Source organism: Mycolicibacterium celeriflavum (genome assembly GCF_010731795.1).
GTDB classification, from domain to species: domain Bacteria; phylum Actinomycetota; class Actinomycetes; order Mycobacteriales; family Mycobacteriaceae; genus Mycobacterium; species Mycobacterium celeriflavum.
In genome coordinates, this window is the sequence record NZ_AP022591.1 from 1,508,707 (window position 1) to 1,531,521 (window position 22,815).

The following is a 22,815-nucleotide window of genomic DNA, read 5'->3' on the forward strand; positions in this document are numbered from 1 at the left end:
ACTCTCCTACTGGAAGATTCTGATCGGGTTGACGAAGTCGGCGGTCACGGTCAACAGCATGTAGCCGGCCACCACGACGAGGATCACGTACGTGGCGGGCATCAGCTTGAGGTAGTTGACCGGACCCGCGGCCACCATGCCGCGTGCCGACCGGATCATGTTTCGGATTTTCTCGTAGAACGCGATCGCGATGTGGCCACCGTCGAACGGCAACAGCGGAACGAGGTTGATCGCGCCGAGCACGAAGTTCAACTGGGCCAGGAAGAACCAGAACGCCACCCACAGCCCCTGGTCGACGGCGTCGCCGCCGATGATGCTGGCGCCGACCACGCTGATCGGTGTCTCGGGGTCGCGTTCCTCGCCGGCGATGGAGCGCACCAACGCACCCATCTTGGTCGGCAGCTTGGCCAGCGACTTGCCGATCTCCACGGCGAGGTCGCCGGTGAACGCGAACGTGCCCGGCACCGCCGTCAGCGCGTTGTACTGGGTCGGTCCGAACCGTGCCGCGGTGATGCCGACCGAGCCGACCGGCTCGGGCGCGGACGTGTCACCGTCGGTGACCCAGCGCTGGGCCGGGACGACGTCGACGAGCGTGGTGAACTCGCTGCCATCGCGTTGCACCGTGAACTGCGTGGGCTCGTCGAGTTTGCGCACAGCGGTGACCAGCTCGTCGAAGTTGGCCACCGGGGTGTCACCGATCTTGACCACGGTGTCGCCGGCCTCGATGCCGGCGGCGGCGGCCGGCGAGGGGGCCAGGCAGTCGCCGAGCTGGCCCTTGCTGACTTCGGCCTTCACGCACGACGTCTCGCCGACGATCGCGGTGGTCGGCGCATGCAGGTTGGGCAGTCCCCAGACGACCGCGATGCCGTAGATCAGCACCAGGCCGATGACGAAGTTCATGGCGGGGCCTGCGCCCAGCACCGCGGCCCGCTTCCAGGTCTTCTGCTTGTACATCGCGCGGTCCCGTTCGTCGGGCGCGAGTTCCTCGATCGACGTCATGCCCGCGATGTCGCAGAACCCGCCGAGCGGGACCGCCTTGACGCCGTATTCGGTCCGGTCGCCGAGCTTGTTCGTGCGCCAGGTGGACCACAGCGTCGGGCCGAAGCCGACGAAGTAGCGGCGCACCTTCATGCCGGTGGCGCGCGCCACCCACATGTGGCCGCATTCGTGCAGGGCCACCGACACCAGGATGGCCAACGCGAACAGCGCGACACCGATGAACCACATCATCTGGTGGTGATTACCTCCCGCTCGACCGCGCGCTGCGCGCGGTCACGTGCCCACTGCTGGGCATCAAGTACGTCTTCCACGGTAGCCGGTTCGGCGGCCCACTGGTCGGCAGCGCGCAGCACGTCGCCGATGGTGCGCACGATGGCCGGGAAACGGATGCGCCCGTCGAGGAACGCCGCCGCCGCTTCCTCGTTGGCGGCGTTGTAGACCGCGGTCAGGCAGCCGCCCGCTTCGCCCGCCCGGCGAGCCAGGCTCACCGCCGGGAACACCTCATCGTCGAGCGGCTCGAAATCCCAGGTCGACACGGTGGAGAAGTCGCAGGCCAGCGCGGCCGCGGGGACCCGTTGGGGCCAGCCCAGCGCCAGCGCGATCGGCAGCTTCATGTCCGGCGGACTGGCCTGTGCCAGCGTCGAACCGTCGGTGAAGGTGACCATCGAGTGCACGACCGACTGCGGGTGAACCACCACCTCGATGCGGTCGTAGGGCACCCCGAACAGCAGGTGGGTTTCGATAAGCTCCAGCCCCTTGTTGACCAGCGAGGCCGAGTTCAGCGTGTTCATCGGGCCCATCGACCAGGTGGGATGGGCACCGGCCTGCTCAGGGGTGGCCGCTTCCAGCTTGTCTGGGGTCCAGCCGCGGAACGGGCCACCCGACGCGGTCAGCACGATCTTGGCGACCTCGTCCGGGGTGCCGCCGCGCAGGCACTGGGCCATCGCGGAGTGTTCGGAGTCGACGGGCACGATCTGGCCCGGCTGGGCCGCTTTGAGCACCAGTGGTCCACCGGCGACCAAGGATTCCTTGTTGGCCAGGGCCAGCCGCGCGCCGGTCGCCAGCGCGGCGAGCGTCGGTTCGAGCCCCAGTGCGCCGACGAGCGCGTTGAGCACCACGTCGGCCTCGGTGTTCTCGACGAGTCGGGTGACGGCCTGCGGTCCGGCGTAGGTGACGTCGCCGACGCGCGCGGCGGCGCTTTCGTCGGCTACGGCGATGTTGGTCACACCGGTCGCGGCGCGCTGGCGCGCCAGCAGGTCCGGGTTGCCGCCGCCGGCGGCCAGGCCGACGACCTCGAAGCGATCGGGATTGGCGCCGATGACCTCCAGCGCCTGGGTACCGATCGACCCGGTGCTGCCGAGGATCAGCACGCGTCGTCTTGCACTCACCGAACCATTGTGCCGCCTGCGCACGGCGCGACGTCACCCGGCGAGTCAGCGGCGCACCCGAATGTGACGCAAATCTGACGCAATCCATCCGCCTTGCGACGTGGATCCGAATCTTCGGGTGTCACAGCAGAGGGCGGCACCGGCCCGTCCGCGACAAGGGAGCAGCGCATGAATATCGAGTTCCGCAAGTCCGTCACGGCGGCGGGGGTGGCCGCGGCCGCGATCCTGACCTTCTCGGCGTGTTCGAACGACACCACCAGCCCGGCGCCCACCGCCGCCGCGCAGACCACTGCCGGTGCGACCAGCGTCGCGCCCACCCCGATGGATCGGCCGATGGACCCGGCCGCCGGTCTGGTCGGTCCCGGATGTGCCGACTACGCCGCCCAGAACCCCACGGGCCCGGGATCGGTGTCGGGGATGGCGCTGGATCCGGTGACCGTCGCCGCGGCGAACAACCCGATGTTGACCACGCTGACCTCGGCGCTGTCGGGCAAGCTCAACCCGGACGTGAACCTCGTCGAAACCCTCGACAGCAGCCAGTTCACGGTGTTCGCCCCGACCGATGACGCATTCGCAAAGCTCGATCCGGCGACCATCGAGAAACTGAAGACCGACTCGGATCTGCTGACGAGCATCCTGACCTACCACGTGGTGCCCGGCCAGGCAGATCCGGCGCAGGTGATCGGCACGCACAAGACGGTGCAGGGCGCCGAGGTCGACGTCACCGGTGGCGGTGAGGCCATCAAGGCCAACGACGCCAACGTGGTGTGCGGTGGCGTGCGCACCGCCAATGCGACCGTGTACCTCATCGACGCGGTGCTGATGCCTCCGATGAATTGATCCGCGGCACAACAGGACTGGAGGGCAGCCCGATCCCCCAACGGGCTGCTCTCCCTCCCGCTCGGTGGCGCAGCCTCAGGTCCGCACCCTCGCGATGATGTCCTCGGCGAACCTCTCGATGGGCTCCTTGTACCGCTCGACACCACCACCGGACGCCAGGTCCATCCCCATCCACGGACTGCACATGACCGCGGTGATCCCGGCGTCTCCGGCCCGCTTGTACAAGTCCGGCGACGGTGGTTCCAGCAGCGCCAGCATGATGGCGAACGGTTCGCCCTCGCGGCCGTACTCGCGCAGCAGCGAGCGCAACTTCTGCGCGTAGCCGACTGCGTCGTCCCACTTGTAGGCGTAGCCCACCCAGCCGTCACAGAGTCGTGCTGCGCGACGGAGTGCCGCCTCGGACTCCCCTCCGCACAGAATCGGCACCGGCGCGACGGGATGAGGTTCGATCATCATCTCCGGCACCTGGTAGTTCTCACCGCTCCACGACACCCAGCCGCCCCGCCACAGCGCCCGCAGCGCGGGGATCATCTCGTCGAGGCGCTTGCCGCGGTTGCTGAAATCCTGGCCCATCAACTCGTATTCCTCGCGCATCCAGCCGACGCCCGCGGCCAGCGACACCCGCCCGTCGGACAGCACTGAGGCCGTCGCGACCTGCTTGGCCACCTCGAGCAGCGGACGCGCCGGCGCAATGTAGACGGCGTTGGAGAACCGCAACCGCTTCGTCACCGCCGCCATCGCGCCGATCTGCACCCAGCAGTCCGGCCAGGCGGTCTCGGGCGCCCACATCGGCTTGCCGGTCGGTGAGTCGGGATACGGCGAGGCGAGCTCGCGGGGATAGATCATGTGGTCCGAGCAGACCATCCCGTCGTAGCCGGCCTCGTCGAAGGTGCGTGCGAGACCGAGAATTTCTGACGTTTTCATGAACGCGGTGCCGGACCAGAATTCCATCCTGTTTCTCTATCGCGAATTCCGGGCAGCATCAATGCCATGCCCACGTTGTTGTGGTTTCGTCGCGATCTGCGGTTGCACGATCTGCCGCCGCTGCTCGACGCGGCCGCCGCCGACGGCGAGGCCCTCGCCTGCTACGTCCTCGACCCTCGGCTCGAAGCATCGGCAGGACCACGTCGACTGCAATACCTCTACGACGCGCTACGCGACCTGCGCGACAACCTCGACGGCAAGCTGCTGGTGACGCGAGGCCGACCCGAGCAGCGAATACCGTTGGTAGCCAAGGCTATCGACGCATCAGCGGTGCACATCTCCGCGGACTACTCGCCGTTCGGCCGGCAGCGCGACGACGCGGTTCGGGCGGCGCTCGGCGAGGTGCCGCTGGAGCCGTCGGGTTCGCCGTATCTGGTTTCGCCCGGTCGGGTCACCAAATCCGACGGCACCCCGTACAAGGTGTTCACACCGTTTTACGGCGCCTGGCGCGACCATGGCTGGCGCGCACCCGCCGCATCGGGGCCCACCTCGGCGCGCTGGGTCGACCCGTCCGAGGTACCCGGCGCAGTGGAGATTCCCGATACCGGGTGCGAACTCGATCTGCCCGCCGGCGAGACGGCTGCCCGCAAGCAGTGGAAGACGTTCGTGGACAACGGGCTTGAAGATTACGCCGACGACCGCAACCGCCCCGATGTGGACGCCACCAGCCGGATGTCGGCGCATTTGAAGTTCGGCGTGATCCATCCGCGCACCATGGCGGCCGACATCGGCCGCGGCAAGGGGCCGCAGGCCTATTTGCGGGAGTTGGCTTTTCGCGACTTCTACGCCGCGGTTCTCAACGAGTGGCCGCAGAGTCTCTGGTGGAACTGGAACTCATCGTTCGACGGGATGAAGCTGGACGACGGACCGCAGGCCGAGAAGCGGTTCGAGGCGTGGAAGGCCGGCCGCACGGGGTTTCCGATCGTCGATGCGGGCATGCGTCAACTGGCCCAGACCGGTTGGATGCACAACCGGGTCAGGATGATCGTCGCCTCGTTCCTGGTCAAGGACCTGCACCTGCCGTGGCAGTGGGGGGCGCGCTGGTTCCTCGATCAGTTGGTCGACGGCGACATGGCCAACAACCAGCACGGCTGGCAGTGGGCCGCGGGCACCGGGACCGACGCCGCGCCGTACTTCCGCGTCTTCAATCCGACCACCCAGGGCGCCAAGTTCGATCCCGACGGCAGCTATGTGCGGCGTTGGGTGCCCGAAATCGACGACGCCGACTATCCCGCGCCGATCGTCGACCACGCCGCCGAACGCAAGGAGGCGCTGCGCCGGTACGCCGCGCTTACTTGACCGCCAGGCCGGCGTCGACCGGCAGCGCGACCCCTGTCAGGTACCGGCCCGACGCACCGCACAGATACACCATCGCGTCGCTGACGGCCTCCGGTGTCACCAGCCCGTCCGGCAGCAGCGGAATCTGCGATTCACCGAACTTCGGATGGTCGGTCAGGAAGCCGGCGACCGCGTCGTTGAGGATCATCGGTGTGGCGACCCCGCCCGGATGCACGGAGTTGACCCGGATATTGCGCTCTGCCAACGAGGTTGCGTAGTACCGCATGAGGCCGACGACACCGTGTTTGGAGGCGTTGTAACCGGCCGCGCCGTGGCTCATCGTGTCGACACCGGGGCTGACGGACTTGAACCCGGCTGCGCTGCTGGTGATGACGATCGTCCCGCCGTCGCCGTGGGCCAGCATCGCCGGTAGCGCGGCCTCGATCGTGAAGTGCACGCCCTTGAGCATCACGTCCACGGCGTCGACGAACGCCGCGACCTCGCCGCGATGCTCGCCCATGGCGGGCAGCACCCCTGCATTGGCCAGCACGAAGTCGAGGCGGCCCAGTTCGGCGACGCCGTGCGCGACGATTCCCTGTAGCCGCTCGAAATCGCGGACGTCCCCGTGTTCGGCCACTATTCGGCGGCCGGTCTTCTCCACCAGGTTGACGGTCTCGTCGAGGTCTTCCGGGGTGGCCATCGGGTAGGAAACGCTGTCGATCTGCTCGCACAGGTCGACCGCGATGATGTCGGCGCCCTCCTCGGCGAATCGGACCGCGTGCGCACGGCCCTGCCCGCGTGCGGCGCCGGTGATGAATGCGACCTTGCCGTCGAACTGATGGGTCATGACGCATCACCCTACGGCCGCGCGTAGTAGGCCTATGCCAGAATGTGGGCGAGTACCAAGCCCGACCGTGAGGAGCAGCCGTGGCCAGCACCGAGGTGCAGCGACACACCGGAGTCGACGTCGAAGACGTGCCGTCCGCGGAATGGGGCTGGTCGAAGGAAAACCCGAAGTTCTTTCACATCGGCGGACTGCTGGCGGCCCTGTTTCTGGTGGCGCTGATCCACGGCAACCACGTCGGTCACGTCGAGGACTTCTTTCTGCTCGGCTTCGCCGCACTGATCGTCGCCGCGGTCATCCGCGACTGGTGGCTGCGCCGGCGCGGCTGGATCCGCTAGACCAGGCACAACGGCCGCGACGACGACTCGGCCCCCAGGTCGAAGAGCGTCTCGGTGGCGCTGACAGCCGGCGCCAGTTCTGCGGCGGCCAGCGCCCGGGCCTTGAACGCGCACGCCGCGACGCTCAACCGGTGCTCCGTGGCGTCGACTTGGCCACCCAGCTGCTCCGGCCAGACTTCGCCCCACGCCATCACCTCGACGTCGCCGCTCTTCACCAGTTCGAGAACGCGGGCGTGGACGCGCGAATCCTTGCTCAGCAGTTCCGCGCTGACCGCCAGGGCGCTCCCAGGGGCCAGGTCGCACAGGACGGTTTCGGTGGACTCGTCGACCACGTTGGCGCCCAGGATCATCAGCGGCCGCAGATCGCGGCAGCCCTCGACTCGGACTGTGACGTCCCACCCGGCCCGCGCCCGGTCGAACAGCCAACCGCCGGCCATGCCGACCACGTCGGCCAGGCTCGCGGCCAGGATGATGAGTTGATGCTGGTTGATTCGGCCGTCGGCGGCCGGCGCTGGATCGGCCAACACGAAGTCATCGGCGAAGGGTCGAGTCGGCAGTCGAGTTGGCATGGTTCCTATCCGATCAGATCAGCGAGCCGGTCAAGGGGCTGTCACGGCGCCCTTAGAGCGTGACACTCTTGTGTTGATCTGTAAAGGTCTCTTTTGGCCCGACCGAGGCCGCTCAGCTCGTCGCGCCGGCCAACGGCAGCGCCGAGTCCACGGAGGCCAGCTCGCCGGGCAGGCCGGCGGCGCGGCGTATCTCGGCGAACGAGTCCAGCAACGCGTCGGTCGCCTCGTGCGGGTCGTCGAGCGTGCGGTCGTCGGTCAGCACCGAGATGGCGAGTTGGTCGACGTAGCTCCAGACGGTGATGTTCAGTCCGCTGCCGGTGACGACGGGCCCGACCGAGTAGATCTCGCTGACGACGCCGCCGGCGACCTGCCCGCGTTCGCGGGGTCCCGCCACGTTGGAGATGGTCAGATTCATCACCGCGCCGGACTCCATCCGGCGAGCCTGCATCCGGAAGAATCGGGGCGCCAACGCCGGCGGCAGGTAGGACATCCACGCCGGCAGCACCGTCGGCCCCAACAGCTGATGGCTCTCCTTGGCGATTTTCGTCGCGACCGACGTGAGCCGGACCCGTTCCAGCGGATCGGGTATGTGTACCGGCAGTGACGGCATCATGTACGTGAACTCGTTGCCGGTCAACCGATCCGGCGACGGGTCGGTACTCACCGGGACGCCCGCGATCAGCGGCGCGTCGGCGCGTCCGTCGTAGCGCAGCAGCAGTGTGCGCAACGCGCCGGCGGCCGTCGCCAACACGATGTCGTTGAGCGTCACGCCCAGTTGTCGGCCGGTCTGCTTGACCTCCGCCAGGTTCAGTGGTGCGGTCGCGAACCGCCGTCCCGGCGACACCACGTGGTTGAGGAAGGTCTGCGGCGGGGCGAAGTTGCGGGCCAGATCGGGATGCCGGCCCCGCTCCCTGGCGCGCCTGCGGACCCGCGACACCCCGGCGGCGGTCTCGTTGATCAGCCTGGGCAGCCGGCGGATGAGGTGCGCGTGGTCGCGCCCGGCGGCTTTGAGCAGTTGCGCGGTGGTCCGCGCGGCGGGATCGGGAACGGCCCTGACCGGCGACGGCTCGCCGGGTTCGAAAGCCTTGGCGATCTGATTCGCCGATGCGACGCCGTCGGCGAGCACGTGATGCACCTTGTGAACGATCGCGACGCGGTCGTCGGCGAGTCCCTCGACGACGTACATCTCCCACAGCGGACGGCTGCGGTCCAACGGCGTGCCGGCGATCTCGCCGATCAGGTTGTCCAGTTCGCGGCGCCCGCCCGGTGCCGGCACGCGTGCCGACCGGAGGTGGTAGTCGAGGTCGATGTCGGGGTTCTCCCACCACATCGGATGGTGCAGCTTCAGCGGGATGTCGACGAGCTGATAGCGCAGCGCCGAGAGCCCCATCAACCGCGGATACGCCACCTCCCGGAACACGTCGAAGCTGTAGCCGTCGACGCCCGACACGTCGAGGATGCCGATCTTGAGCGTGTGCATGTGGATCTCGGGCGTCTCGCTGTACAGCATCAACGCGTCCACCCCGTTGAGTCGCTTCATCTCACCCCTCGCGAGCCGGCTGCTATCGGTTTCCCAATTGCCCGCATTTCCACGCAAGTTCGGCGAAGAAGTGACGATGCCGTCGAGATTTGTAAAGCTGTGCGGCATGAGTCTCGTCGCCGCCCGCGGCCCGCTGAGCAAAGATCCGGCGGGCTGGTTCACGCCGCCCCTGCCCGCCGACGTGGTGTTCATCGAGCCCCATCCGCGACGTGTGCAGGCACTGCGCGACGGCCGCGTGGTCATCGACACGGAGCGGGCGCTGATGGTGCACCGTCGCGATCACCCGCTCAGCTATGCGTTTCCGGTAGGTGAGGTCGGCGATCTCCCGAACGAACCCGTAGCCGAGGCGCCAGGATTCGTTCGGGTGCCGTGGGACGCGGTCGACACCTGGCTGGAAGAGGGCCGCACACTGGTGCACTACCCGCCCAACCCGTACCACCGGGTGGACTGCCGGCCGACAAGTCGTCGACTACGGGTGACGGTGGCGGGCGAACCGCTGGTCGACACCACCGACACGGTGATCGTCTTCGAGACGTCGCTGGAACCACGCCTCTACATCGATCCGTCGCATGTGCGGACCGACCTGCTGCGGCCATCGCGGACCACCAGCTACTGCAACTACAAGGGCTACGCGACCTACTGGTCGGCGGCCGTCGGCGACGCGGTGGTCGAGGACGTCGCGTGGAGTTATCCGGACCCGCCGCCGGAAACGCTGCCCGTCAAGGACTTCTTCAGCTTCGATACCACGCGCGCCGAGGTGCTGGCGGAACTCCCGGGCATCTGAGTCGCCCAGCGGGCGAACGCTCGTCGACCGCGACGGTCACGCCGCCGCGATCACCGACTTGCCGAACCGCTCGATGGTCTCCAGCACATGAGCGAGGCTGTCGCCCGGCAAGCCGACCTGCACCCACGTCACGCCTGTCGCGGCCAACTTCTCCAGGCCGGCGAGGTATGCGTCGGCGTTGAAGTCGTCGCTGCCCGGGCTGCCGCCCTCGGGGTTGGTGAACGTGATGTCGATGCTCGACCAGTCGCGCCCGGCCTCGTCGAACCGGCGACGGAGATCGTCGATTCCGGGCGTGAGGGTCTCGGCGTCCATCGTCGCGGTGCGCGCCGTCTGTGCCAGCAGGGCAGGCGCCGGGAACGGACACCATCCGTCGCCGTAGGCCAGAACGCGCTTGCGTGCCGCAGCGGTGTTGCCGCCGATCCAGATCGGCGGATGCGGATCGCTGACGGGCCGTGGATGCGCGGTGATACCGCTGGCGGTGAAATGCCGCCCCTGATACGAGAAGTCGTCGGTGGTCCAAATTCCGCGGATCACCTCCAGTGCTTCTTCGAACAGCGCAGCCCGTTCCTCGAAATCGACTCCGAGCGCGGCGAATTCCCGTTTGAGATAACCCACGCCGACTCCGAGGGTGAACCGCCCCTCCGACAGCAGATCCAACGTGGCGCCGGCCTTGGCGACGACGAACGGATTGCGGTAGGGCAGCACGACGATGTTCGGGATGAGCCGCAGGGTGGTCGTGGTCGCGGCCGCATAACCCATCGCCACGAACGGGTCCACCGCGTCGTGTCCGCCGGCCTCGAGCCAGCGCTGCGTCGGCGCCGGGTGGTCGGTGAAGCCGAATCCGTCAAATCCGGCGGCCTCCGCGGCGGCCGCGACCGTCGCAATCCCCTTACCGGTGACCAATTCCGGGTTGTACGGGTGAGTGTGCATCGGGTGGGTGAAGGTGAACCGCATGTGAGTATCGTCCCGTCCTAGAACATTCTTCTCGAATTCTGAGAATGTCGTTACCATGCGAACCGCGGAAAGTACAGCGTCGCCGACGATTGGACTGCGAACATGACTCACGCCGGACCGGCCAAGCCCGAGATCGGCGTGTACCTGCCGCAGATGGGCTTCACCTACGAGCAGATGTTGCACCGCACCCGGCGGTGCGAGGAACTCGGCATCGACTCGCTGTGGCTCTACGACCACCTCTACGGGCCGGGCGCACCCGACTACCCGTCGCTGGAGGCATGGACGCTGGCGACCGCGTTGCTCAGCAACACCGAGCGCATCCGGATCGGACATATGGTGCTGTGCAACCAGTTCCGTCATCCGGCGGTGCTGGCCAAGATGGTCACCACGCTCGACCAGATCTCTGCGGGGCGGCTGCAGCTCGGACTCGGCAGCGGGTCGATCGAGGACGAGCACGACCGGGTCGGGTTGCCCTGGGGGACCTTCCGCGAGCGTTCTGAACGGCTCGGCGAGACACTGGAGATCCTGACCCAGGCTTTCACCGACGAGCGAATCGACTTCACCGGCAAGCACTTCACGGTCACCGACTTTCCCGTCAAGCCGGGCGCGGTTCAGCAACCGAGGCCGCCGATCGTGGTCGGCGGTGTCGGCGAGAAGTACACCCTGCCGCTGGTCGCCCGCTACGCCGACGTGTGGAACGTGCCCACCTATGCGCTCGGCGAACTGGAGTCCAAAGTTTCTGCGCTGCGGTCCATCTGCGAGGACGTCGGCCGCGACCCGTCGACCATAGTGCTGTCGGTCGAGGCGGTGATGGCGCTGGCACCCGACGACGCGTCGCTGCCACACGTGCGTCGGCTCGCCGAGAAGCGGTTCGGCGCACCGGCGTTCGGTCTGGCTGAAGGAGGGCTGGTCGGCACACCCCGGACGGTCGTCGACCGCATTCACGAACTGCAGTCGCAGGGTTTCTGCCAGATCGTGCTGTTCACCCACGACCGCGGCTCCGACGAGACATTGGACCTGTTGGCTTGCGAGGTGATCCCACGGCTCTAGTGTCCTGAGTCGTTACTTCGTCGTCTTCGGCTTCCTATGCTCGAGATTGCACACACGGCTGTGGTCGTCTTCTCAGATCAGCACAACCCTGAATGCAATCTCGGCGCTAGGACCATTTCGCAGACCAGCACCCCCATGCCACGAAATCACAGTCCTCAGCGCAAAATTGAGCCACCGTGCGGCTCAAAGCGCGGCCCTAGCGCTTCACGGGCGGCGCATAGGCAGGGCGGCCGAGCCCCAGCGCCTGCTGGGCGATCATGTTGCGGAACACCTCGAGGGTGCCACCGTAGATCCCGGTCGGCCCGGCCAACCGGAACATGTACTCCGCTCCCCCGCCGTCGGCGGCGCCCCCGACCCCGACGGGCAGGGCCGCGGCAGCGCCGAGTAGGTCCATCAGATCCGGGGCCACATCGCGCATCGTCTGCGCGATCGCCACCCGGCCGAACATCTCCGGCGTGCTCGCCGCGGCCTCCATCCGGGCGACCGTGCGTCCGAGACGGTACCGTGCCGAGTCCTCGTCGCTCGCCACCGCCGCGACGCGGTCGACCGCCTCACTCAGCAACAGCAGATGCTCGCTCATCGCCGCCAGCTTCTGCAGCCCCTCGTCGTCACGCTCGACGGTGCCGTGTTCGGCGTTGAGCGCCTCGCGCAACACCGACCAGCCGCCGTTGACCTCACCGATCCGGTACTTGTCATCGACCCGGACGTCGCTGTAGTAGGTGATGTTGGTGCGATCGCCGTCCACGGTGCGGATCGGCTGGATCTCAACACCCTGCGAGGCGAGCGGCACCAGAAACATGGTCAGGCTCTGGTGCTTGGGCGCATCGGGGTCGGTGTTGGTGATCAGGAAGACGAACTGAGCGTTCTGCGCGTTCGACGTGAACATCTTGGAGCCGTTGATGATCCACGCGTCTCCCGAGGCCTCGCGCACCGCGCGGGTCTTACAGGTCGCGACGTCCGAGCCGCCCTCGGGTTCGGTGTAGCCGAGACACAGCCGGTAGTGCCCCGACAGCACTTTCGGCAGCACCTCCTGTTGCAGTTGCGGCGAACCGAACAGCTGCACGCAGCGCGCGACCATGGCCGTCGTCCCCCAGTGGAACCACGGCGTGTGGGCCTGGCCGACCTCCAGTTCCCAGATGCGGCGGCGCACCACGCTGAAACCGCCCTCGGACTCGGCCTTGAAGTCGGCGGCGAGATAGCCCGCCGCTCCGAGCGCGAGATGCACTCCCTCGTCGAAGTTCTCGCCCGTCTCGCGATCCCGACGGATGACCTCGTCGGTCACGAGGGAACGCAGGAAACTGCGGAGCTCGTCGCGGAACGCCCGGTCGTCCTCGCTCAGCTGTACGCGGGAGAAGTCCACCTGGACACCGTGACACTATTGCGCTTGGTTGTAAAGTCTCATCGAGACCGAACGGAAGGCAGCACGTTGGGCGTCGTCACCACAAGCTCGGAAACCGTGTTTCAGCACGCGCCCGAGACCGTCTACGACTTCGTCACCAACCCGGCGAACTGGCCCAAGACCTACCCCAGCAGCGTCACCATCGGCGGGCTCGGAGACGCCCTGCCGCTGAACGTCGGCGACACCTGGACCGAGACGGGCCCCGACGGTGGCCGCATCTTCACCTGGCACCTCGCCATCGCGATGCGGCCGACCATGTGGGTGTTCAACTCGGTCGGCCGACTCGGGCACGACCGCGACGGCAACGGCGGCATGGAAGGTCGCATCACCGTCCAATACCACTTCACCCGACCGGGCGCCGACCTCACACTCTTCACCAGGACCATGACGATCGAGGCGTACCGGCACGCTCCGCTGCCCGACGGGTTCTTCCGGACCGTCAACCCCGCGCACATCGACGCCTATCACCTCGCGATCGCGCGCGAACTCGGCTGAGCTCACATCCGGTGCAGCGCGCGCCGCAACGCCGCACCCTGGAGCTCGAACAGCCGGACGCTGGTCTCCCACTGCGGCAGCAGCGAGTCGAAGCCGTGACAGGTGCCGGGGAACACGTGCAATTCGGTGGCGACCTCGGCGCGCATCAGCCGCAGCGCATAGTCCACCGCTTCGTCACGCAGCGGGTCGAGGTCCGAGCAGCTGACGAACGCGTCTGGGACGCCCGACAACTCCACAACCCGGCCCGGCACCGCAGCGGCGCACGCAGCCGTGTCCCCCAGATAGTGCCGCCACATCAACTCGACCGCCGGCCCGTCGAAGCCCGGCGTCGTGTCGAACTCCTTCTTGGAGTCTGTGGGCCGATCGTCCAGCACGGGTTGATGCAGCAACTGGAACACCACCGGCGGCGCCGATGCCGCTGCCGAGCGCTGCGCGAGCCCCGCGGCCAGCGCCGCACCTGCGCTGCTTCCCCCGACCGCCAGCCTGGCGGCATCGATTCCGAGTTCCGCCGCGCACTCCACCACCCAGTCCAGCACCGACAGCGCATCGTCGAGCGCAGCGGGATACGGGTGTTCGGGCGCAAGCCGGTAGTCGACCGAGATCACCGTGCAACCACCGCGCCTGGCGAACTCGACACACTGCAGATGGTCGGTGTCGAGGTTGCCCAACACGAATGCGCCTGCGTGGCAATAGATCACTGCGGGCGCAGGCGCGGGTGCGCCGCGGTAGATCCGCACCGGAACCGAGTGAGCGACCCGATTCTCGATTTCGACGCCGATGTCGTTGACCGCCTTGACCGTTTCGGCCCGGCGCTGGTTCAGCGAGTCGCGGACGACGCCGAGAAGCCCGGGCGACAGATCGGTGCGCGCCTCGGCGAGCTGGCGTAGCGCGGGGTCGAGCCGGTCGGCGATGGTCACGGCGTCAGCGTCTCGCGACCGTCTGAGTTTCGGCCTGGCCGACCCTCGACCGCTCGGGCGGGTCGAATGTGTAATCGGAGGCCTTGAAGCGCCGTGTCATCGCCCAGAACGCGCGTGCGCTGCGCGGCCACTGGGTGACGACGCGACCGTTGGCTGCGCGAAAGTAGTTGCTGCATCTGGTCAGCCACACCGTGCCCGCCATCGCGCGGTCGATGTCGGCGAGAAATGCCGCCATTGCGCGCGGCCGCACCGCCACATACGATTTGCCCTTACGCCGCAGGTACTTCAGTGCACGGACTATGTAGTGGGCCTGTGCCTCCAGCATGAAAATGACGCTGTTGGAGCCGACGTTCGTATTGGGCCCGTACAGCATGAAGAAGTTCGGGAAACCGGGCACCGTCATCCCGAGGTACGCGAATGCCCCGTCGCTCCACGTCTCGCGCAGTGTCGTTCCGTTCTCGCCGACGACCTCGATCTGGCCGAGGTAGTCGGCGGCGGCATACCCCGTCGCGCACAGCACCGCGTCGACATCGAGTTCGGTGCCGTCCTCGGTCACCAGCGTGTTGGCGCGCAACGCCCGTGCGGGGCTGGCGATCACCTCGACGTGGGGTCGGGTGAGGGTCTGCAGGTAGTCGTTCGCGAACACCAGCCTCTTGCATCCGAACGGATGGTCGGGGGTGAGCTTGCGCCGCAGTTCGTCGTCGGCCACCGTGGCTTCCAGCACCTTGAGCGCGCTGCCCTTGAACTCCTGGGTCTTGTCGCTGCCGTGCTCGATGACCGAGATGTTCGACTCGCTGCGCAGCCACAGCCGCGTCCGGTAGATCTTCTTCGCCAGCGGGATGTGGCGAAACACCCACTTCTCGCGGTCGGTGTACGGGCGGTCGGGTTTGGGCAGGATCCAGGTCGATGAGCGTTGCACCGAATACACCTTCTCCGCGACCTTCGCGACCTCGGGAACCAGTTGGGCCGCCGTCGAACCCGTGCCCAGTACGGCCACCCGCTTACCCGTGAGGTCGACGGAGTGGTCCCAGCGCGCGGTGTGCATCACGGTGCCGGTGAAAGGTTCCTCCTCGATCAGGTTGGGCATCACGGGACGGGTGAACAGGCCGACCGCCGAGACCACCACGTCGAACGTGTACTGCTCGCCGGTAGCGGTGGTCAGTTGCCAGGTGTCGTCGACCCAGTGGGCCGAGGTGATCTCGGTGTTCAGCTCGAGGTTGGGCGCGAGTTCGTAGCGCTGTGCGCAACGCTCGAAGTACTCGAGAATCTCGCGTTGCCCCGACCACAGCCGCGACCAGTCCGCGTTCAGGTCGAAGGAGTAGGAGTACAGATGCGACTTCACATCGCAGGCCAGCCCGGGATAGGTGTTGATCCGCCAGGTACCGCCGACACCGTCTTCCCTGTCGAATATCGTGAAATCGCGAAAGCCCGCCTTACGCAGGAAGATCCCCAGCGCGAGCCCACCGGGCCCGGCGCCGATGATGCCTATGGTCATCCCATTCCTCATCCCAGACGCAGGCATTGCCCTCCGTCCACGACGAGCTCGGCGCCGGTGATGAACGACGCGTGGTCGCACACGAGGAAGGCGATGACGTTGGCCACCTCGACAGGCTTGCCGAGGCGGCCGAACGTGGCGGCCAGCCTGCTCTGGGTCGTTTCATCGAGCATCGGCGTCTCGATCGGACCGGGGAACACCGCGTTGACGCGGATGCCCGCTGGGGCGAGTTCGGCCGCGACGATCTGGGTGAGCCCGCGCAACGCCCACTTCGACGAGCCGTAGGCGGCATGGTTCGGGAAAGGCCGGATGGCGCCGGTACTCACGGTGTTGACGATCGCGGCACCGTCGGCTCGCCGCAAATGTGCAAGTGCCGCTTGGATTCCCAGGAACGGGCCGAGGCAGTTGAACCGCCAGCTGCCCTCGAAGCCCTCGGGGGTTTCCTTGTCCAGTGCCGCACGGTGCAGCACGCCGGCGTTGTTGATCAGCGTGGTCAGCGAGCCGAAGCGATCGACGACGGTTTGCACCGCCGCCGTCCACTGCTCGGGCGACGTCACGTCGAGCGGGACGGCAATGACGCCGTCGTCGCCGAGTTCTTCGACGTTCGCTTGCAATTCGTCCACCCGCACGTCACAGGCGCCGACGCGAACTCCGTCCTCGAGCAGCTTTCGAACGATCGCCGCGCCCTGTCCCCGTGCGGCGCCTGTCACCACGGCGACGCGGTCCGTCGACGTCATCGCGCCTCCCGCAGGATCTCGGCCGCGCCGTGGCGCAGGGCCTGTGACTCCGACGCAAGCGTCAGCATCCGAAAGCCCAACTCGGCCGCCATCTTCGCGGGCTTTCCGGCCCCGGCGTGGACACCGGCGATGAGCCCGGCCGCCGTGGCGCTGTCCGCAATGCGTGCAATCGCCTCCTGTACCACCGGAGCGGTCCAGGCGTCCGCGGGCCGATGTCCGAGCGACAGCGCCAGATCCGCCGGTCCGACATAGACGCCGGCCAGACCACCTACGGCACAGATCTCGTCGACCGCCGCCAGCGCCTGGGCACTCTCGATCATCACGAAAACGTCCACCCGCGCTTCGTGTTCGGCGGGCTCGCGGCCGAGGCCGGCCCGCAGCGGTCCGTAACTGCGCACGCCCGCAGGGCCGTATCGTGTCGCGGCGACCGACGCGGCGGCCTGCTCGGCCGAATCGACCATCGCGACGATCACGGCATCCGCGCCCGCGTCGAGGACCCGGCCGATCGGCGCCGGATCGGTCGACGGAACCCGCACCGCGGTCGCGATCGGCACGTGTTCCATCCGGCGCAGCAGCAGCGCGACGTCCGCGTCGTCAAGGTAGCCGTGCTGGATGTCGAACCCGACGTAGTCGTACCCGGCCGCCGCGAACTCTTCGGGGCCGATGATGGTCGGCCCGACGACCCACCCGCCCCACACCCTCTCGGTGCCTGCGAGGGTGTCCTGCAGCCTGCTCGCGGTCATCCGACGATCGCGATCTTGACGCGGTCGGGCACCGGCCGGCAGGCGGTCTCGAAGGCGGCCTGGGCGTCGTCGACACCGAATGTGTGAGTCACATAAGCGGATAACAGGTCCCGATGGCGTCGCGCGAACTCGTCGGCGGCCGTCAGCATGCGTCGCCGGTCGAGTGTCACGCCCGACTTGAGCGTCAGGTTGTTGCGCAGCATGGTGCGCATGTTGATCGGGTAGCTGTCGTCGTCGGGCACTCCGAAATAGAAGACCGTGCCGCCCGGGGCGGCGGCTTCGATCGCGTGGCTCAGGGTGGCGACCTGATGGCCGACCGCTTCGATCACCACATCGGGCCGGTCTCCGGGTTCGAGGTGGCTCACCCAGCGGTCGCTGGTGGCCCGCACGATCGTGTCCACGCCGAATTCCTTGGCCACCGCGTCACGGTCGACCGGATCCACCCCGGTCACCCGCCGGGCCCCGAAAGCCTTGGTCGCGTAGGAGAACAGCAGGCCGATCGACCCCTGGCCGATGACCGCGACGTGCAAACCCTTCAGCTTGGGCAGCTGTTCGATCGCGTAGAGCACGCATGCCAGTGGCTGCAGTGCGACCGCATGCTGCGGGCTCAGATGGTGGTCGTAGGGTGCGAGCCCGTCACCGTCGGCGACGACGAATTGCATCAAGCCGTCGAAGCCCGACGCCCAGCCGACGACCCGGCTGCCCACGCCGTGGCTGCGGTGCCTGCTGGCGACCACCTCACCGACGACCTCATGAATCGGAAAGCCGGGCATCTCGGCCGCGCTCAGGCCCCGATCGCCGGGAATCTTGCCGCGCACCCCGCGAAACGGCGGCAGGTCACTGCCGCAGATGCCGGCGGCCTCGAACCGCAGCAGCACCTGTCGGTCGCCCAGCGACTCGGGCGTCCGCTCCACAATGTCGGCTCTTTCCAACGTGTACGGCGCAACCAGTCGATACGCCCACATCTCACACCTCCACCGGGACCTCGACGGGAACACTGTTCCAGCCCCACTGAAAACTCGACGGTGGCCGCGATGCGGCAGTGTCGTCAATGCGCCATTCGGTGACGCGGTCGAGCCATTCGTTCACCAGGATCCCGATCTCCAGCCGCGCGAGGTGCACACCGAGGCAGAAGTGTTGTCCGCGGCCGAAAGCCAGCAACCGCTCGATGGGCCGGTTCCAGATGAACGCGTCCGGGTCGGGATACTCACGTTCGTCGCGGTTGGCCGATGCCAGCAGCGTGATGACCCGCTGACCGGGACGGATCGTGGTGTCGTGGACCGTGAACGGCTTGCGGACCGTGCGTGCGAACCACTGTGCCGGTGCGCAGTAGCGAATCATCTCCTCCCGCGCCACGGGCACATTCGCGTCGGGATCTGCACGGACGGCAACCAATTGATCGGGTCGAAGTCCCAGCTCCCACAGGCCGTGTGCGACGATCTTCGGCACGGTTTCGGTTCCTCCGATGAAGATTCCGAGCATCTGGGTGGCGGCCTCGATGTCGCTGAACGCCGATCCGTCCGGCAGACGGTAGTCGATCAGGTTGTCGGCGATCGGGTTCTGTCCGGCTGCGGCGCGACTGCGACCGACGATCGGCACGAGGTACTCCAGATATCCCGGGCGGGCGTTGGCCACCTCCACGCCGCTGCCCGGCTGCGCGAGGCTGCCGGCGTTGACGGTGGCCAACACATCGCCCGCGAGATCGGCAGGCAGGCCGAGCAGTTCGCAGACCACGGTCGCGGCGACGATCCCGCCGTAGTCCTGGGTCAGGTCGAAGGTGCCGCGCGGTAGAAGCTCGTCCAGGCGTTCGTTGGCCAGCGTCCGGATGCGGTCGGCCAGCTTGGCGACCGATTTCGGCCGCAACGGCGGCGAGGTGCAGCGGCGCACGGTGTCGTAGATCGGCGCATCGAAATTCGCGTGGAACGGCATTGGGTGCAGCGGCGGGTCGGGTACCGGGCCGTCGTTACGCTTCGCCAGAACCGTTGCGGCGGGCAACGTTCCCTCCGACGCCACGAAGGTGCCGTCGTTGACCTCCAACACCCGCCAGATGTCGTCGAACCGCGACAGCGCGTAGGTGTCCCACTTGCCGAGGTAGTACACCGGATGTTGATCGCGCAGTGTCCGGTAGTACGGGAGCGGGTCGGCCATCACCGCGGGGTCGAACGGATCGTAGGTGAAGCCTTGCAGCACTGTGCTCCTCATTGCAGCGGTGAAGGAGGTAGGGCCGCCAGGATGGAATCTTCCCAGCCGTCACGCAATGCGGGCGCGACACTCATCCAGGTGACGATCTCGGGGGGCGGACTGTCTTTCCATGACGGGTAATGGTTGGCGAAACAGTCCCAGTCGTCATCCAGCGCCCAGTAATGGATGACCTCGTTGGAGCGGAACGTGGTGATGAACGAACCGAGCCAACGCTTTCCGGTGCGCTCGGACCACGGGACGTAGAGGCGTTCCAGCTCCCGGATGTAGTCGTCCTGACGGCCGGGCTTGGTCTGCATGCTCTCCTGGATCACCAGGCCGGCGCCGAAATTCGCTTCGCGCAGCTGCGCAAGTGTCCGGTTGTACTTGCCCGCGTACATGATGCGGCCTTCGCCCGACGCGCCGATCTCGGCGAGGAACGTCGACCATTTCGCCGCCACCGCCTCATGCGAGCCGCCCCGGGCCTGCGCCTTGCCGATGCGGGCGTAGTCGGCGAACTGGTCGATCTCCCAGACGATCGTGACCTGCGGCCAATGCCCGTTGTACGGCGTCGTCTCCCAGATCGCGAACAGTCGCGCGCCGAGCTCGGCCATCATCGGCTGGTAGAGCTCGCTGAACGCCTCAGTGAATTGCTCGGCGCGTCCCGAGCCGAGCGCGATGGTTTCATGCAAGTAGAGCAGCGTGTGACCGTAGAACTTCTTCAAGACCTGCACCCATTTGACAGTGGCACCCTGCGAGCGTGACACTTATCGCGTGTTTTGTAAAGGTGTGAGGACGGCGGCCGGATGACGCTGACGCCTTTGGCGAACGGGCTCTGCTTCGGTGAGGGCCCACGGTGGTTCGAGGGCCTGCTCTGGTTCTCCGACATGCTCGGCGAAGCGGTGCACACCGTCGACCTGCACGGTGACATGACGACGCTGCCGCTGCCCGGCCATGCCCCCGCCGGGCTGGGCTTTCGCCCCGACGGGTCGCTGCTGATCTCCTCCACCGAACAGCGCCAAGTGCTTCGTTATGACGGCGAGAACGTCGCAGCCGTCGCCGATCTGTCCGACTCGGTGCCGGCCGCCCTCGGCGACATGGTCGTCGACGACGGCGGCCGCGCCTACGTCGGATCGCAGGCCCGCGAAGGCGGGGTGATCGTGCGACTCGATCCCGACGGTTCGTCCAGCGTCGTCGCCACCGACCTGGACTTCCCCAATGGCATGGTGATCGCGCCGGACGGCACGACGCTGATCGTCGCGGAGTCGACCGGTAGGCGGTTGACCGCGTACTCCATCGCCGCGGACGGTGCGTTGACCGGTCGCCGGACGTTCGCCGACGGGCTCGACGGGCCGCCGGACGGCATCTGCCTGGACGCCGAAGGCGGCGTGTGGACGGCGATGACGCTGGCTCACGAGTTCGCGCGGATCACCGACGGTGGCACCGTCACCGACCGCGTCGACATCGGTGAGCGCATCGCGATCGCCTGCGCACTCGGCGGTCCCGGACGCCGCACGTTGTTCCTGCTGTCCAGCACCGATGCGTATCCGCAGCGGCTCATCGGCACCAGGCTGTCCCGCATCGACGCGACCACCGTCGACGTCCCGGGAGCGGGATTACCGTGAGCGACGCCTACTACGAACTCGTCGACGACGCCGATCCGCTCGGCGAGAAGTTCCGCGCTACCGATCTCGTGCGCAGCACCTGGTCGGCCGCGATCCAGCACGGTGCGCCGGTGTCCGCGCTTCTGGTGCGGGCGCTCGAGCGCTGTGAGATCCGCGACGACACCCGGTTGAGCCGGGTGCTGATCGACCTGCTCGGCGGTGTTCCCGCCGAAGGAGACCTGTGGGTGCGATCGCGAATCGAGCGCGCGGGCAAGCAGATCGAACTGGTCAGTGCCGAACTGCTGGCTTCGCGCCCCGACAGCGAGCCCCGACCCGTCGCGAAAGCCAGCGGGTGGCGGTTGAAGACCATCGACACCCGCGCGGTGCAGCATGCGCCGGCGCCGCCACTGCGCCCGCTCGCGGAGGCGAAAAGCCGTGACATGAAAAAGGACTGGGACCGCAACTACGTCCACAGCCTGGACTGGCGGTGGCTGACCAGACCGCTGGACGACGGCCCGGGCGAGTCGTGGATCAGGCCCGAGGTCGACCTGGTCAACGGTGAGACCATGACGCCGCTGGAGCGGCTGTTCGCGGTCGCCGACGACGCCAACGGCATCGGCACCAAACTCGACATTCGCAAGTGGACATTCATGAACACCGACCTCGCCGTGCACGTGCACCGGATTCCCGACGGTGAGTGGATCGGCATCCGTGCCGAAACGAGTTACGGGCCAGACGGTATCGGCACCACGCTCGGCACTCTGTTCGACGAACGGGGCGCTGTCGGCGCGATCCAGCAGTCGGTGTTGGTGCGCCCGATGGGCGGCGTTGGGGTGGGAAACAGCGAGCCCGACCGGTGATCAGGCGATGACGCAGCCGCCGGTCTCGACGGGCTGGCTCGCGCCGACACCTTCGAGCATCAGCGCGTAGATCTGCTTGGCGGTGAGCACGAACCCGGTGTCGGGCTCGTCGACCGCCGCCCCGAAGCTGATGCCGAGCACGCGCCGGTCGAGGCCGAGCAGCGGTCCGCCGGATTCGCCCTGCCGGATAGCGCCCCGGATGACGTACACCTCGCGCTTCAACGTCGTGGTGCGGTAGATGTCCGGTCCCTGAAGCTCGATGACCTCGCGAATCCTCGCAGGCGTGGCCGTGAACGGCCCACCACCCGGGTATCCCAGCACCACGGCGTCGGTGCCGGTGATGGCGGGTTTGTCGGCGAATGCCAGCGGCGGCGCGTGCAAGTCGGGCACGTCGAGCACCGCGATGTCCATATAGGGGTCGAAAACCACCACGGTGGCGGGCTGCTCCCGGTCGCCGACCCAGACGCTGACGGTGCCCGCGCCGGCGACGGCGTGCGCGGCCGACATCACCTTGTTGGGCGCGATGACGACTCCGCTGCCCGCCAGCGTCTTCTGGCACGACGGCGCCAGGGTTTGAATCCTGACCACGCTGCGCGCAGCGTCGGCGACGACCGCGTTGTCGGCCAGCGTGGCGTCGGGTGCGGCGACCGAGACGATCGGGACGGCATCGGTCGGTTCGGCGTCGACGGCGACGTCCAGGGATTGTGTGAACTTGCCGCAGCCAGGCACGCCGATCGACAGGGCGGTCGCGAGCAGGCAGACCGCAAGTCTTCTCGGCCTCATGGCGGAAACGATAGCCGCCCGGCATCGCGACAAGGG

General features: G+C 67.5%; 24 protein-coding genes. 8 read left to right on the forward strand and 16 right to left on the reverse strand.

Features of this window, described 5'->3' with window-relative positions; genetic code table 11:
• Positions 1–6: 6 nt before the first annotated feature.
• Both G6N18_RS07365 and dxr read right to left on the reverse strand, forming a co-directional pair.
• Positions 7–1,230, reverse strand: coding sequence for a M50 family metallopeptidase (locus tag G6N18_RS07365; RefSeq protein WP_082999874.1), 1,224 nt, complete (start codon positions 1,228–1,230; stop codon positions 7–9).
• Entirely contained in the window at positions 1,227–2,387 is a 1,161-nt protein-coding gene (gene dxr, locus G6N18_RS07370) for a 1-deoxy-D-xylulose-5-phosphate reductoisomerase (RefSeq protein ID WP_083000010.1), read from the reverse strand. Before dxr ends, G6N18_RS07365 begins: the two co-directional genes overlap by 4 nt.
• A gap of 168 nt (positions 2,388–2,555) precedes the next feature.
• On the opposite strand from dxr, the gene G6N18_RS07375 reads away from it, so the two are divergent.
• Positions 2,556–3,227, forward strand: a complete 672-nt coding sequence (locus G6N18_RS07375) for a fasciclin domain-containing protein (RefSeq protein WP_082999873.1) — start codon at positions 2,556–2,558, stop codon at positions 3,225–3,227.
• Positions 3,228–3,302: 75 nt separating this feature from the next.
• Here G6N18_RS07375 and G6N18_RS07380 read toward each other — a convergent pair whose 3' ends face one another.
• On the reverse strand, positions 3,303–4,178 hold the full coding sequence (locus G6N18_RS07380; RefSeq protein ID WP_082999872.1) for a TIGR03619 family F420-dependent LLM class oxidoreductase: 876 nt from the start codon (positions 4,176–4,178) through the stop codon (positions 3,303–3,305).
• 39 nt (positions 4,179–4,217) lie between these two features.
• Between G6N18_RS07380 and G6N18_RS07385 the strand changes: the two genes are divergently transcribed.
• Positions 4,218–5,510 (forward strand): cryptochrome/photolyase family protein, encoded by a 1,293-nt coding sequence (locus tag G6N18_RS07385; protein WP_082999871.1) that lies wholly within the window; start codon positions 4,218–4,220, stop codon positions 5,508–5,510.
• On the opposite strand, the gene G6N18_RS07390 is transcribed toward G6N18_RS07385, so the two are convergent.
• Complete coding sequence (locus tag G6N18_RS07390) at positions 5,503–6,336, reverse strand: mycofactocin-coupled SDR family oxidoreductase (RefSeq protein ID WP_082999870.1); 834 nt, start codon at positions 6,334–6,336, stop codon at positions 5,503–5,505. The two genes, G6N18_RS07385 and G6N18_RS07390, sit on opposite strands and share 8 nt — an antisense overlap.
• 80 nt (positions 6,337–6,416) lie before the next feature.
• Here G6N18_RS07390 and G6N18_RS07395 point away from each other — a divergent pair, with 80 nt between their 5' ends.
• Positions 6,417–6,671 carry a DUF2631 domain-containing protein gene (locus G6N18_RS07395; protein WP_067225011.1) on the forward strand — a complete coding sequence of 85 codons (255 nt, stop codon included), beginning with the start codon at positions 6,417–6,419 and terminating at the stop codon, positions 6,669–6,671.
• Here G6N18_RS07395 and G6N18_RS07400 read toward each other — a convergent pair.
• Positions 6,668–7,240: a hypothetical protein gene (locus G6N18_RS07400; protein ID WP_133052435.1), complete on the reverse strand. Its 573-nt coding sequence runs from the start codon at positions 7,238–7,240 to the stop codon at positions 6,668–6,670. The genes G6N18_RS07395 and G6N18_RS07400 overlap by 4 nt on opposite strands.
• Positions 7,241–7,352: 112 nt before the next feature.
• Positions 7,353–8,780 carry a WS/DGAT/MGAT family O-acyltransferase gene (locus G6N18_RS07405; RefSeq protein ID WP_082999868.1) on the reverse strand — a complete coding sequence of 476 codons (1,428 nt, stop codon included), beginning with the start codon at positions 8,778–8,780 and terminating at the stop codon, positions 7,353–7,355.
• A 106-nt stretch (positions 8,781–8,886) separates the two neighbouring features.
• Here G6N18_RS07405 and G6N18_RS07410 point away from each other — a divergent pair, with 106 nt between their 5' ends.
• The gene (locus G6N18_RS07410; protein WP_082999867.1) at positions 8,887–9,564 is read left to right on the forward strand and encodes a DUF427 domain-containing protein; all 678 of its coding nucleotides are present in this window, start codon (positions 8,887–8,889) and stop codon (positions 9,562–9,564) included.
• Positions 9,565–9,600: 36 nt separating this feature from the next.
• Here G6N18_RS07410 and G6N18_RS07415 read toward each other — a convergent pair whose 3' ends face one another.
• Complete coding sequence (locus G6N18_RS07415; protein WP_082999866.1) at positions 9,601–10,518, reverse strand: LLM class F420-dependent oxidoreductase; 918 nt, start codon at positions 10,516–10,518, stop codon at positions 9,601–9,603.
• A gap of 102 nt (positions 10,519–10,620) precedes the next feature.
• Here G6N18_RS07415 and G6N18_RS07420 point away from each other — a divergent pair, with 102 nt between their 5' ends.
• Positions 10,621–11,568 carry an LLM class flavin-dependent oxidoreductase gene (locus tag G6N18_RS07420; protein WP_082999865.1) on the forward strand — a complete coding sequence of 316 codons (948 nt, stop codon included), beginning with the start codon at positions 10,621–10,623 and terminating at the stop codon, positions 11,566–11,568.
• 196 nt (positions 11,569–11,764) lie between these two features.
• Here the strand turns inward: G6N18_RS07420 and G6N18_RS07425 are convergent, their stop codons facing one another.
• Positions 11,765–12,928 (reverse strand): acyl-CoA dehydrogenase family protein, encoded by a 1,164-nt coding sequence (locus G6N18_RS07425; protein WP_082999864.1) that lies wholly within the window; start codon positions 12,926–12,928, stop codon positions 11,765–11,767.
• Between the two features lie 66 nt (positions 12,929–12,994).
• On the opposite strand from G6N18_RS07425, the gene G6N18_RS07430 reads away from it, so the two are divergent.
• Positions 12,995–13,462: an SRPBCC family protein gene (locus G6N18_RS07430; RefSeq protein WP_082999863.1), complete on the forward strand. Its 468-nt coding sequence runs from the start codon at positions 12,995–12,997 to the stop codon at positions 13,460–13,462.
• Between the two features lie 2 nt (positions 13,463–13,464).
• On the opposite strand, the gene G6N18_RS07435 is transcribed toward G6N18_RS07430, so the two are convergent.
• Genes G6N18_RS07435 through G6N18_RS07465 form a run of 7 tightly spaced genes read right to left on the reverse strand, consistent with a single transcriptional unit; the run spans position 13,465 to position 20,257 of the window.
• A complete protein-coding gene (locus tag G6N18_RS07435) occupies positions 13,465–14,379 on the reverse strand; it encodes an alpha/beta hydrolase (RefSeq protein ID WP_082999862.1) in 915 nt (304 codons plus the stop codon).
• A gap of 4 nt (positions 14,380–14,383) precedes the next feature.
• The gene (locus G6N18_RS07440; RefSeq protein WP_082999861.1) at positions 14,384–15,886 is read right to left on the reverse strand and encodes a flavin-containing monooxygenase; all 1,503 of its coding nucleotides are present in this window, start codon (positions 15,884–15,886) and stop codon (positions 14,384–14,386) included.
• On the reverse strand, positions 15,883–16,611 hold the full coding sequence (locus G6N18_RS07445; RefSeq protein ID WP_082999860.1) for an SDR family NAD(P)-dependent oxidoreductase: 729 nt from the start codon (positions 16,609–16,611) through the stop codon (positions 15,883–15,885). The genes G6N18_RS07440 and G6N18_RS07445 overlap by 4 nt, the downstream gene beginning before the upstream one ends.
• Positions 16,608–17,354: an HpcH/HpaI aldolase family protein gene (locus G6N18_RS07450; RefSeq protein WP_082999859.1), complete on the reverse strand. Its 747-nt coding sequence runs from the start codon at positions 17,352–17,354 to the stop codon at positions 16,608–16,610. The genes G6N18_RS07445 and G6N18_RS07450 overlap by 4 nt, the downstream gene beginning before the upstream one ends.
• The gene (locus G6N18_RS07455) at positions 17,351–18,319 is read right to left on the reverse strand and encodes a zinc-binding dehydrogenase (protein ID WP_082999858.1); all 969 of its coding nucleotides are present in this window, start codon (positions 18,317–18,319) and stop codon (positions 17,351–17,353) included. Before G6N18_RS07455 ends, G6N18_RS07450 begins: the two co-directional genes overlap by 4 nt.
• A gap of 1 nt (position 18,320) precedes the next feature.
• Positions 18,321–19,556, reverse strand: coding sequence for a cytochrome P450 (locus G6N18_RS07460; protein WP_082999857.1), 1,236 nt, complete (start codon positions 19,554–19,556; stop codon positions 18,321–18,323).
• Positions 19,553–20,257, reverse strand: a complete 705-nt coding sequence (locus tag G6N18_RS07465; protein WP_083000009.1) for an NIPSNAP family protein — start codon at positions 20,255–20,257, stop codon at positions 19,553–19,555. The genes G6N18_RS07460 and G6N18_RS07465 overlap by 4 nt, the downstream gene beginning before the upstream one ends.
• 81 nt (positions 20,258–20,338) lie before the next feature.
• On the opposite strand from G6N18_RS07465, the gene G6N18_RS07470 reads away from it, so the two are divergent.
• Positions 20,339–21,157 carry an SMP-30/gluconolactonase/LRE family protein gene (locus G6N18_RS07470; protein ID WP_082999856.1) on the forward strand — a complete coding sequence of 273 codons (819 nt, stop codon included), beginning with the start codon at positions 20,339–20,341 and terminating at the stop codon, positions 21,155–21,157.
• Entirely contained in the window at positions 21,154–21,996 is an 843-nt protein-coding gene (locus tag G6N18_RS07475) for a thioesterase family protein (RefSeq protein WP_082999855.1), read from the forward strand. Before G6N18_RS07470 ends, G6N18_RS07475 begins: the two co-directional genes overlap by 4 nt.
• Here G6N18_RS07475 and G6N18_RS07480 read toward each other — a convergent pair whose 3' ends face one another.
• Positions 21,997–22,779, reverse strand: coding sequence for a MarP family serine protease (locus G6N18_RS07480; protein WP_082999854.1), 783 nt, complete (start codon positions 22,777–22,779; stop codon positions 21,997–21,999). It abuts the gene before it with no gap.
• Positions 22,780–22,815: the final 36 nt, after the last annotated feature.